Below are 12,312 nucleotides of genomic sequence, written 5' to 3'. Positions count from 1 at the left end.
TATGAAAGGAGCTTTTTCGCTTGACAAATATCCATAATCTGGTAAACTATATAAGGTGATTAGCTTACAAAAAGTAAGTAAAAGACCATAAAACTCAATATGATAAAATAACTGATATAAATCAACTAATATTATGCTTAGTGAGAGGAGCATGTCTGAATGGAAAAGGTAAATACTGTTTATGATGTCATCGTGATCGGGGCGGGCCCCGGTGGACTGACAGCGGCTTTATATGCTTCACGTTCAAATCTGAAAACACTGATGCTTGAAAAAGGGATCCCTGGCGGACAGATGAACAATACGGCTGAGATCGAAAATTATTCTGGTTTCAAGAGCATTATGGGACCTGATCTCTCCATGAAAATGCTTGAAGGAGCGACACAGTTCGGTGCTGAGCATGTCTATGGAGACGTTCGGGAAATCGTTGATAAAGAAACGGTAAAAGAAGTCGTGACATCAGATAAAACATATCTGGCTAAAGCTGTTATCATCGCGACTGGAGCCGAGCATAAGAAACTTGGCGTCAAAGGTGAGGCAGAATTAAACGGCCGTGGCGTGTCTTATTGTGCTGTGTGTGATGGAGCATTCTTTAGAAACAAACACGTTGTCGTAGTAGGTGGAGGTGATTCAGCTGTGGAAGAAGGAGCATACCTGACACAATTTGCTGAAAAAGTAACGATCATCCACCGCAGAGATGCATTGAGAGCGCAGAAAATCCTTCAGGATCGTGCGTTTAAAAATGAAAAAATCGACTTCATCTGGGATACAGTTGTGGAAGAAATCGTTGGCGATCAGAGTATGACTGGTGTGGAAGTCAAAAACGTAAAAAATGGCGAAACGTCATTTATTGAAGCCGATGGCGCATTCATTTATATTGGTCTTCTCCCTAATTCTGAAGCATTCCGTTCATTACCGATCACGGATGAAGAAGGCTGGATCGAAACAGATGCTAATATGATGACACAGGTGCCCGGCGTCTTTGCTATCGGCGATGTCAGAGATACTGTCTTAAGACAGGTCGCAACAGCTGTTGGAGACGGTTCAGTAGCAGGCAATGCGGCATACCAGTATGTTGAAGAATTGAAAGAAAAAATGGAAAAACAGAACGTTTGAAAGAATAATGAAGAAGAGCTGGAGAGCTGATCCTCTGGTTCTTCTTTTTTTTTTAAAAGAAGAGTACCACTGATAAAGGAATGGTCCTCTCTGTAAATAAACAGCGTATCCAGCGACCTTCTAGCGCCTGAAAGTATTCCAGACAAAAAAGAGACGCGTGTGAAAACTGGCAACCGAGTTCAGGAAGCGCTCTGACTGCGCTGTTAAATTTTTAACATGTATTCTTTTTTTATGCAAGATAAGGTTAAACATGATACAATTAAAATATGAAAGTTAACTGAAAGAAATTATACAGAGACGAGGGATCATTATGGATTGGAAAGAAACATATCAGACATGGTTGAATGACTCAAAATTGGATAAAGAGCTAAAGAAAGATTTAGAAAAACATAAGGATGATGAAGCGAGTCTTGAAGATGCTTTTTATACCTCACTTGAATTCGGCACTGCCGGGATGCGTGGCATTATCGGTGCCGGTACGAACCGCATGAACATTTATACCGTTCGTCAGGCTACCGAAGGACTGGCTCTGTTTATAGAAAAACAAGGAGAAAAAATGAAAGAGCGAGGCGTAGCCATTGCATATGATTCACGTCATATGTCGAAAGAATTTGCAGTAGAATCTGCGCTGACGCTGGCTGCCCATGGCATCAAAGCTTATGTCTTTGAAGAATTGAGACCGACACCCGAGTTGTCATTTGCAGTAAGACATCTGAGAGCGGCCGCGGGGATCATGATCACCGCCAGCCATAACCCACCGGAATACAATGGCTATAAAGTCTATGGGGAAGACGGAGGACAACTGCCTCCTAAAGAAGCAGATGATTTAACTACTTATGTTAGAAGTGTGACAGATATCCTTTCAATTGATGCTATGGATAGAGAAAAAGCAGAAAAAGAAGGCCTCCTGACATTCATCGGTCATGATGTAGACAGAAAATATTTAGAGGCCCTTCGAACAGTGACGATCGATCAGGACCTGATCGACAGACAGGGAAGAGCACTGAAAATAGTATTCACGCCACTTCACGGGACGGGTCAGATGCTGGGTGAAAAAGCCCTGAAACAAATCGGGTTCAAGAATGTATCGTTTGTAGAAGAGCAGTCAAAACCTGATCCTGATTTTTCAACGGTGAAGTCACCAAATCCGGAAGACCCTGCAGCCTTTGAACGGGCAATCGAAAAAGGGAAAGAAGTGGATGCTGACGTTCTGATAGCGACTGATCCGGATGCCGACCGTCTGGGACTGGCTGTGAAAACAGCTAAAGGACATTATGAAGTGCTGTCCGGTAACCAGATCGCTGCACTGATGGTCGAGTATATATTCAAAGCGCATACGCTTAAAGAATCGCTGCCACAAAACAGTGTAATGTTAAAGTCCATCGTTTCAAGCAATCTTCCAAGTGTGATCGGAGATAAATATGGGGTAGAAACGATCGATGTCCTGACAGGATTCAAGTTCATTGCAGAGAAAATCAAAGAATTTGAATCAGACCATTCTCATATCTTTATGTATGGATTTGAGGAAAGCTATGGTTATCTTATTCAGCCATTTGTCAGAGACAAAGATGCGATTCAAGCTTTAGTGATGGTGGCTGAAATGACCGCCTACTTTAAAGAACAGGGCTACAGCCTATTTGATGCGATTCATGAGCTGTATCATGAGCACGGACACTTCGTTGAAAAAACCATTTCTGTCAAAATGGACGGAATGGAAGGCACAGAGAAAATCAAGGAAATCATGAGCGGACTTCGTTCACAGACACCAGAAAAATTCGGAGATATCCAAGTCTCTATGGTGGAAGATTATAAAACGCAGACAAGACAAAAAGGGTCTTCCGAAGAAACCATCGAACTGCCACCGGCTAATGTACTGAAGTACACACTGGCTGATTCGAGCTGGATCGCCGTGCGTCCTTCTGGAACTGAACCGAAGATCAAGTTCTACATCTCAGCATGCGATGACTCTGGCGTAGCTGTTCAAGAAAAAGTGGAAGCATTCGAAGCGGATATCCGTTCAAGGATCGACTTTTAATTTTTTGAAACAAACAGAACAGGAGGCAGTAAAATGAAAAAGAATGTTGGACACACAGATAGAATCATTCGGATTACGATTGGAATTCTTCTTTTCCCACTTTTGTTTCTGCACTCAACTCCTTACAAGTGGTTCGGTCTAGCTTCCATTCCGCTTATTTTAACAGGTCTGACTCAAAGGTGCGGTGCCTATGCATTACTGGGTACGAGCACATGTGAAAAAGACTAAGGCACAGAACCTGAGACGAAAGTCTTTTGAAAACAGGATATATGAACGACAAAAATAGAAATACCGTCAAATCAAGGATCGAGATCCCACGATTTGGCGGTATTTTCTTCTTCGATGTTTTTACGGTTTTCTAGGTGGAAATCTTTCCGGACACTATGACTAAGATATGACTTTTTGTGAATACTGTAGTAATGACACACCAGGGATGTTATAATAAAAGGAATGAGACAGGAAAAATGAAAGATAAAACTTTAAGTGAGAATAGGAGTGAGCGTAATGAATGAAAAACTTGAACTTGTCATCATCACAGGTATGAGCGGAGCTGGAAAAACAGTTGCCATGCAGAGTTTTGAAGATATGGGATACTACTGTATCGATAATATGCCCCCGAACCTGTTGCCGACCTTTTGGAAACTGGTCCGTGAATCCGGGCAGTTCAGTAAAATTGCTCTAGTTATGGATCTGAGAATGAAAGACTTTTTTGAAGAAGTAAATCAGGTCATGGAGACAATGGATAATACTCCTCACATCACTACGCGTATTGTTTTCCTGGAAGCGACAAACGAAGAGCTGATCACACGATATAAAGAAACAAGAAGAGCTCACCCGCTGGCTAAAGATGAGCGGACTATAGAAGGCATAAAAAAAGAACGTAAATTATTGAACGAGATCCGCATGCGTGCCCAGCTTGTTATAGATACCACATCCCTGACTCCACGTGAATTAAGAGAACGACTGATAAAAGAATTCAAAGAAAAAGAAAGACAGATGTTCCGAGTAGAAATCGTCTCATTTGGCTTTAAATATGGCCTGCCCATTGATGCAGATATCGTCATGGATGTCCGGTTTTTGCCGAATCCGCATTATATCGAGGAATTAAGACCGCAGACTGGTATGGATAAGGCCGTTTATGATTATGTGATGCAGCAGACGGAAACAGAATCCTTTTACAAAAAATTTATCGATTTAATCGATTTTACCTTGCCTGGATACAAAAAAGAAGGAAAGAGCAATGTCACGATCGCTATTGGCTGTACAGGCGGAAAACACCGTTCTGTTGCCTTGGTTGAGCGCATTGCAAAGCAGATCAAAGCAGATGGGTATCACGTTAATGTTTCTCATCGCGACAAAGATAAAGTAAAGGAGTCCGTTGTCCGATCATGAAGCAGGAGACATTTAGAAAGAGAAAACCGAAAATCGTAGTTATCGGCGGAGGCACAGGGCTCCCTGTCATTTTAAAAAGTCTGAAAGAAAAGGATGCAGATATAACTGCCATCGTGACAGTAGCGGATGATGGCGGCAGCAGTGGCGTGTTACGCAGAAGCTTCAATGCGGTTCCCCCCGGTGACTTAAGGAACGTGCTCACGGCGCTGTCTGAAATACCAGAACTGCAGCGCGAGATATTTCAGTATCGTTTCCGATCGGATGACCAGAGCCTGTCAGGGCACACCATCGGTAATCTGATCATATCTGCTATGGCGGACATGCGCGGGAATATCTATGAGGCGATTCAGCTGCTTGCTAAAATGATGCATGTCAAAGGACACGTTTATCCTGCAGCTGAAGAGCCGTTAAATTTACATGCGAGATATATGGATGGCACCACCCAGTGTGGAGAATCTCAGATCCCTAAAAAAGGGAAAATGATCGATGTTGTATCCGTAACGTGTGTCGAAGAGGAGCGGCCTGTCCAGGCAAGCCGAAAAGTCGTTTCAGCTATCATGAATGCGGATATGGTCGTATTGGGACCTGGCAGTCTGTTTACCAGTATTTTGCCGAATATCATGATCCCTGCTATTGGTAAAGCGTTGATCGAAACGGAAGGCAAGGTCGTCTATATCTCAAATATCATGACACAACTGGGTGAAACAGAAGGCCTGAATGATGCAGACCATGTAAAAGTGCTGCATAAGCACCTGGGAACCAAATTTGTCGATATAGCTCTGACGAATATCGGGGACGTCCCTCAAGATTACATTGAACAAGAAGAAAATGAAGAATATCTTCTACAAGTGGAACATGATTTCAAGGGCCTGAAAGAAGAAGTGCCGATGATCATATCTGATGACTTTTTACTTCTGACAGGTAACAAAGTCTATCATAACGGTGAAAAAGTTGCAGAAGAAATATTCAGAACAGCATTCAACAGTCAGAGGAAAATGAAGGAATACTTATAAAAATGAGTGCTGAATCAACAATCTCACAGTTAAGAGGAAGTGAAGGAAATGTCATTTGCGTTTGATGTGAAAAAAGAACTGACACTGCTGGAAGTGCACCCGGAACATGCCAAGGCGGAATTAGCTGCTTTGATAAGAATGAACGGCACGTTAAGCATTCAGGATCATGATTTTTTATTGAATGTTCAAACCGAAAATGCAGCCATAGCAAGAAGGATCTATTCATTGATCAAAGATAATTTTGATGTAGAATCAGAACTGCTTGTCAGAAAAAAGATGAAACTGAAAAAGAACAATGTATATATCGTAAGATTGAAAAGCGGCTGTAAAGTCATTCTGAAAGAGCTGGGGATAATGGATGGGATGCTGTATCATGGCCATGTCCAGGAAGAAATCAAAACCAATAAGCAGAAAATAAAATCTTACCTGAGAGGGGCATTTTTAGCAGGAGGATCAGTCAATAGTCCGGATACGAGCCGTTATCACCTGGAGATCCATTCGAGCTATGAAGAACATAATAATGACATCTGTGAAATGATGCAGGTCTTTGATATGAATGCTCGTGTGCATGAACGAAGAAACGGCTATATCGTCTACCTGAAGGAATCTGAAAAAATCGCTGATTTTCTGGCTTTAATAGGTGCGACAGGAAGTATGTTTAAATTTGAGGATGTCCGTATCGTGCGGGATATGCGTAATTCCGTTAACCGTCTGGTGAACTGTGAAAATGCGAACCTGAATAAGACCATTGATGCAGCCTCCCGGCAGATCGAAAATATCCGGCTGATCGAACGCACGACAGGTCTGGATAGTTTACCTGAAAAATTAAAGGAAATTGCTGTAGTGAGAGTGGAAAACCCGGATATCAGCCTTAAAGAATTAGGCGAACTGCTGCCTAATGGCGGGGTGTCTAAGTCAGGTGTCAATCATCGCTTAAGAAAGATAAATAAAATAGCCGAAGAAATAAAACAGAAAAATTCTGCCTGAAAAAAATCAACGCTCACCATCCAGTGAGCGTTGATTTTTTTCATCTGTAACAACTTCACACATTCACTCCTGGGACGGACAAAAAAATTCACAATCGCTAAAAAAATGCTTCAGTGGAGGAAGGACTGCTTGCATTATCATTTAGTTTACCTTAATGATAAAGAATTGCCTCGTGATTTAATCATTATAAATATTAAAATTCGTATTGATTGTAATGATTATTGTTTAAAGGATTCATGAAATAATATGTCCGTGGCACCAAAATACAATTATTCACAAAGTATAATAAATGTGGGTAAAGTTCAGCGATGAGAATCGTTTTCATTTGTAATATTTAAGACCATAATTTTCTCTAAATCCTTGTATTATCTTTACAATTAGTGTATATTTCGGTATTCTTTTAATAGACCATGTAGCGGGAAAATACCTGTTTTACTTGTGAAATTATTATTTAATATTAACATTCACGTTACATAAAAATTGATTGACTGTACAAACTATTGAGGAGGAAAAGGGAATGCGATTAAAGACTAAACAAAAAGCAACATTTCCAAAACACAACAAATCGCGCACACATGACAAAGCGATCGAACGCATCGATGCACCTGCCATCATGGTATACCCAATGTCCATGCATATCGGCGCACCCGCGAAACCACTGGTAGAAGTAGGTTCTTCAGTGAAAGTCGGAACATTGATCGGAGAAGCCCAGGGGTTTATTTCTGCAAATGTTTATTCATCCGTAAGTGGAGAAGTTATCTCCATTGAAGAACGTGAAGTGCTTAGCGGTATCCACACCTGTGTGATTGTTAAGAATGACGGCAGCTATGTTGAGGAACCACCGTTTCCAGAAGCTGGAGACAATGTTGCCCCTGATATGGTCCCTGAACTGATTAGACGTGCGGGTATTTCAGGTATGGGTGGAGCAACCTTCCCGACAGACGTCAAAATGAGACCGCCAAAAGATAAAAAAATAGATACATTGATTTTGAATGGTGCAGAATGTGAACCGTATTCTACATCAGATTTCCGTACCATGGTTGAATATGCAGATGAAATCATGGAGGGTGTACGTGTGATCGACGGGGTACTTAATGTCGATAAAGTATACATCGGAATCGAAGATAATGCCGTAGAAGCTGGCGAAGCACTAAAAAAAGCGGCAAAGGGCTATGATAAAGTTGAAATCAAAGTTCTGGAAGCAAAATATCCTCAGGGCTCTGAAAAGCAGCTGATCGAGAACTGTACAGGGCGTCAGGTTCCTTCCGGGGGACTGCCTGCTGATATCGGCTGTGTCGTGTCCAACGTTGGAACTTTCCAGGCCATTTATCGTGCTGTACGTCTGGGTAAACCAATGGTTGAACGTGTAACGACAGTAACGGGGACACCGATAGCTGACCCTAAAAATCTGCTTGTACGCATCGGTACACCGATCGACGACGTGATCGATATCTGCGGCGGCTTCCAGGAAGCACCTAGAAAAGTCATTCACGGCGGACCGATGATGGGTAAAACGATCAAAGACGGTGCTATCCCGATTTCTAAAGGAACGACGCATATTACTTTCCTGACAGCACAGGAAGTGGATGATGAAGAACGTATGGACTGTATCCGCTGTTCTGAATGTATCAATGTGTGCCCAGTCAGCCTGCAGCCGATTCTTATCAGCAATGCGTATGAACGCGGTGATATCGAAAAAGCTGAACAGTTAGGTGCAATGGATTGTATTGAATGCGGGAACTGCTCATTCATCTGTCCTTCTAAGATTCCTTTGCTGGACAACATCAGAAAAGCGAAAACTGCAATTAAACAAAATACGAAGGCGGTGTAGGAATGAGTTCAAAAAAAACAAAAACCACCTTGGCAGATTATGATTTAGTACTGGATCAGTCGCCTCATATATTCGAAAAGTGGTCTTCACAATGGATCATGCTCCAGGTTATTATTGCCCTGCTTCTGCCGCTGGCAGCCGGGACCTATTTCTTCGGATTACAGGTACTGTGGATTACAGGAATTGCTGTATTGACCAGTGTCATCAGTGAGTATCTGTACGAACGACTTGTCAGAAAACGTGTGACCATTACTGATTTATCAGCCGTTGTCACCGGGATGCTTATCGGTCTGAGTATGCCTAACGGCGTCACCTGGTACAGCACTGTCATTGTAAGTATCATAGCGATTATCTTTATTAAAATGATTCCAGGCGGTATTGGCAAAAACCGTTTCAACCCCGCAGTGGGCGGACGTATCATCTACTTGATGGCACCGTGGATCGTCAATACTTTTGTTTCAGGTGAAGATGTCCTGACCACAGCCAGTTCTGCAGAAGCAATCACCTCTGCCACACCAACTGACCTTGTTGCTTCGGCAACGCCACTTTACTACATCTCCAGTGGTGCGGCTGAAGTGCCTGACGGTGCACAGACCCTTTGGAACTTATTCCTGGGTAACCAGGGCGGATGGGGAGGCTCGCTTGGTGAAACAAGTTCTCTGGCCATTCTCATCGCCATGCTCTACTTGATCCTCAGACGCATCATCAATCCGAAAATCCCAGCTTTATATATCGGGACATTTGCCTTGATCATGCTGGTATATTCAGGTTTCGATTTTGAGTATATGATGTATCACTTATTCAGTGGGGCGCTGCTCCTGGCCGCAACCTTTATGATCACTGACTATGCTTCCGGCGGTATAACCCCTATGGGTAGAGTTCTGTTTCCTATCGGTGCGGCTATTCTGACCGCAGCCTTCAGAATCAATTCTTTCTCACCTGAGGGTGTCGGTTTCTCGATCCTGATCATGAATGCCATTATTCCGTTCCTGGATAAACTAGTGATGCCGAAAATTTATGGACATAAAAAACGTCCTCAAGTGCATTCGGATTACAGTATAACGGAGCCCTTGAAGAAGCGGGATGTTTTAACAGAAAATTAAACACGTAAGAGACTGAATGCATGCATTCAGTCTCTTTTTTTAGTATAGTGAAAATATAAAAGGGAGTGAGTGTTTTGACTATGAAAAGAAAATATATCCGTAAACTTGCACTTGTCATGAGTATAAGTTTTTTAGGTGCATGCTCTGAAAATGAAGCGGAACCTTCTCCTTATGAAGAGGTGAATACTATGGAGGATGTGAGGATCGCACTCGAGAAAGATGTTTATGATCCTGCAGGAGATACGTTCATATTGAATACAATCAATGAATCTGAGGATGAAATTTCATACGGTGTGGCTTTCAGCCTGGAAAAAGAGCGGGATGGCGAGTGGTATGTTGTGGAACCGAATGAAGAGATGGCGTTTATAATGATCGTTCATTCTCTGGATCCCGGCGAGGAAGCACAGGAAGAACTGAGCATGGAATATTATGAACCGCTTGAAACGGGGGATTATCGGGTCGTCAGAGAGATCGAAGGAGAGGTCCTCACAGCCGAATTCGCAGTAGAATGAAAAAGGGCGGATCGTCTTGCTTTTTAAAGAAGGATTCTTTTAAGCAGGAAGATTCGCCTTTTTTCAATTATCAAAACTTGTTTTGATCGTATTTATCTTCACTACATTGGGGTTGGAACCTACTTTTGAAATGTAGTCCATGGTATTGAAGTTATTCGGTAAGTGAAGGGTGTAGAGATCTTCACAGTAGGTCGTTCCATCTTCCAGATAAGTAATGGAATGGTCTGTCGAAACGACCGTAATATTATTTTCCCTGAAACTGTTTTCCAGAAATGTTAAAGTTTCATCCCGATATCTGTACTGGATCCCAAGTTGCTTAGTGCGGTCGATTTTGAATAAAGTCTTTAACAAACGCAACACAATAAGCATGATAAACGCCCCGGAAAGAGCCATAACATAATACCCCATCCCTACGGCAATACCGAGACTGGCCACGGCCCAGATGGAAGCAGCTGTTGTCAGACCGGTAACGGTCCGTTTACTCACGATTATCGTTCCTGCTCCAAGGAAACCGATGCCATTGACGATCTGAGCTGTCAGTCTGGTTATATCAGATGTCAGTATATTGGATAATTCAGGATTGGCTCTGGAAAAATCCAGGAGCCAGCTGCTTGTTTCTAATTGGGTTATGGTAATAATGGCGGCGCCTAAACTGACCAGCATGTGCGTGCGTATACCAGCATCCCGGCCTTTTAATTCTCTTTCAAAACCTATGATTCCACCAACTAATGCTGCCAGCAATAAACGGGTAAGCATCTCCCACTGATCTATAGCCATTATATCCCTCTTTCGCTCGTCTTTATCTTATTATGATAAATATAGGAAAAAAATACAAGTATGATAAATCGATTGGATGTGTGTATAAATGCTTTCTTATTTTAAAAAGATGATGTATACTAAAATTATTATAATTTAAGCTAGTTTATTTGTGTATTTTGTCACATTTCGGATACATATGTAAAACGTTGACCAGAAGGTAAAAGTAGAAAGGATGTAAGTCATGAGTTTTTCATTTAAAGGTAAGCATGGTGGTTCTCATCCCGATGATAACAAATCGCGTACCAGTAAATTACCCATTGAAGATGCCACAGTGCCTAAAATCATGGTATTTCCCGTCTCCATGCATATCGGTGCTCCGGCTAAACCCGTTGTAGAAATCGGAGACAAAGTTAAAGCAGGACAACTGATTGCTGAAGCAGGAGGATTTGTTTCTGCCAATATCTATTCGTCTGTTTCCGGAGAGGTCATCGCTATGGAAAAGCGCCCGACAGTCGGCGGAGAATCTGATGCGATCATAATTAAAAATGATTATAGTTATACTATGGCTGATCCCATCGTTGAGCCAGGTAATGCCGCAGGAATGTCTAAAGACGAGATACTGGATACTGTAAGGAAAGCGGGGATAGTCGGAATGGGGGGAGCTACCTTCCCAACATCAGTGAAATTAAGCCCGCCTCCCGGTATGACTGTTGATACGCTGGTCATCAATGGGGCAGAATGTGAGCCGTACTCTACGTCAGATCACAGAGTGATGGTTGAACATCCCGATGAAATCATTAAAGGCATTAATCTGTCTAGAAAACTGTTTCCATTGTTAAAACACATCTATATCGGTATTGAAGACAACAAGCCGGATGCTATAAAGGCTTTGGAAGAGGCCTCGGCTGAATTTAAGGATATAACTGTGCGCCCTCTGAAAGCGATGTATCCCAGAGGTTCGGAAAAAAATCTGATAAAAAGTGTAACAGGCAGAGAAGTGCCGCCTGGCGGGCTGCCGGCAGCGGTAAGGTGTGTGGTTTTGAATACATCAACGATCCGTTCGTGCTATAGAGCGTGTGAGCTCGGCGAACCGCTGATCGAGCGTGTTGTTTCTGTATCGGGCACACCGATAAAAAATCCAAAGAATTTAAGAGTCAAAATCGGCACACCGATGGATTCGCTTATCGATGACTGTGGCGGATTCAGTGAAGTTCCCGGCAAAGTACTAGGCGGCGGACCGATGATGGGGAAACCTGTTTCAGATCTGGGTGTCCCTATTATCAAAGGGACAACAGCTATTACCGTCCTGACACCCGAGGAAGCTCATATTGGAGAAGAACAGAATTGTATCATGTGTGCTGAATGTGTCAATGTCTGTCCGGTCAGCTTACAACCGATTCTGATTAGTGAAGCCTTTGAAAGAGGAAACATAGAAAAAGCAAAAGAATTAGGTGCAATGGATTGTATCGAATGCGGCAACTGCTCATTTATCTGCCCGTCGAAAATTCCTCTTTTAGACAACATCAGAGCTGCCAAAGCAGCGATCAAACAAAAGGAAGAGGCGTAA

11 protein-coding genes are annotated in these 12,312 nt (G+C 42.6%); 10 read left to right on the top strand and 1 reads right to left on the bottom strand.

Annotation, left to right across the window (positions count from 1 at the left end; all coding sequences use genetic code 11):
- The first annotated feature begins 159 nt into the window (after window positions 1-159).
- The 9 genes from trxB (at window position 160) to BM049_RS06175 (ending at window position 9,986) form a co-directional block, all read left to right on the top strand.
- Window positions 160-1,113 carry a thioredoxin-disulfide reductase gene (trxB, locus tag BM049_RS06215; protein ID WP_091529540.1) on the top strand — a complete coding sequence of 318 codons (954 nt, stop codon included), beginning with the start codon at window positions 160-162 and terminating at the stop codon, window positions 1,111-1,113.
- Window positions 1,114-1,423: 310 nt separating this feature from the next.
- A complete protein-coding gene (locus tag BM049_RS06210) occupies window positions 1,424-3,148 on the top strand; it encodes a phospho-sugar mutase (protein WP_091529539.1) in 1,725 nt (574 codons plus the stop codon).
- 33 nt (window positions 3,149-3,181) lie between these two features.
- A complete protein-coding gene (locus tag BM049_RS06205) occupies window positions 3,182-3,376 on the top strand; it encodes a YgaP family membrane protein (RefSeq protein WP_091529538.1) in 195 nt (64 codons plus the stop codon).
- A gap of 276 nt (window positions 3,377-3,652) precedes the next feature.
- The gene (gene rapZ, locus BM049_RS06200) at window positions 3,653-4,540 is read left to right on the top strand and encodes an RNase adapter RapZ (protein ID WP_091529537.1); all 888 of its coding nucleotides are present in this window, start codon (window positions 3,653-3,655) and stop codon (window positions 4,538-4,540) included.
- Window positions 4,537-5,553, top strand: a complete 1,017-nt coding sequence (locus BM049_RS06195; protein WP_091529536.1) for a gluconeogenesis factor YvcK family protein — start codon at window positions 4,537-4,539, stop codon at window positions 5,551-5,553. Before rapZ ends, BM049_RS06195 begins: the two co-directional genes overlap by 4 nt.
- Window positions 5,554-5,601: 48 nt before the next feature.
- Complete coding sequence (gene whiA, locus BM049_RS06190; protein WP_091529535.1) at window positions 5,602-6,540, top strand: DNA-binding protein WhiA; 939 nt, start codon at window positions 5,602-5,604, stop codon at window positions 6,538-6,540.
- Window positions 6,541-7,057: 517 nt separating this feature from the next.
- Window positions 7,058-8,371: an electron transport complex subunit RsxC gene (gene rsxC / locus BM049_RS06185; RefSeq protein WP_091529533.1), complete on the top strand. Its 1,314-nt coding sequence runs from the start codon at window positions 7,058-7,060 to the stop codon at window positions 8,369-8,371.
- 2 nt (window positions 8,372-8,373) lie between these two features.
- Window positions 8,374-9,474, top strand: coding sequence for an RnfABCDGE type electron transport complex subunit D (locus BM049_RS06180; protein ID WP_091529532.1), 1,101 nt, complete (start codon window positions 8,374-8,376; stop codon window positions 9,472-9,474).
- Window positions 9,475-9,554: 80 nt separating this feature from the next.
- Window positions 9,555-9,986 (top strand): immunoglobulin-like domain-containing protein, encoded by a 432-nt coding sequence (locus BM049_RS06175; RefSeq protein ID WP_091529530.1) that lies wholly within the window; start codon window positions 9,555-9,557, stop codon window positions 9,984-9,986.
- 63 nt (window positions 9,987-10,049) lie between these two features.
- On the opposite strand, the gene BM049_RS06170 is transcribed toward BM049_RS06175, so the two are convergent.
- A complete protein-coding gene (locus BM049_RS06170) occupies window positions 10,050-10,763 on the bottom strand; it encodes an MgtC/SapB family protein (protein ID WP_091529529.1) in 714 nt (237 codons plus the stop codon).
- 223 nt (window positions 10,764-10,986) lie between these two features.
- Between BM049_RS06170 and rsxC (BM049_RS06165) the strand changes: the two genes are divergently transcribed.
- Window positions 10,987-12,312 carry an electron transport complex subunit RsxC gene (gene rsxC / locus BM049_RS06165; RefSeq protein WP_091529528.1) on the top strand — a complete coding sequence of 442 codons (1,326 nt, stop codon included), beginning with the start codon at window positions 10,987-10,989 and terminating at the stop codon, window positions 12,310-12,312.

It is taken from the genome of Alkalibacterium subtropicum (genome assembly GCF_900112455.1).
In the GTDB taxonomy this organism is placed as follows: domain Bacteria; phylum Bacillota; class Bacilli; order Lactobacillales; family Carnobacteriaceae_A; genus Alkalibacterium; species Alkalibacterium subtropicum.
Note: the sequence above shows the minus strand (reverse complement) of the source record. Positions and strands in the feature narration are given on the sequence as shown.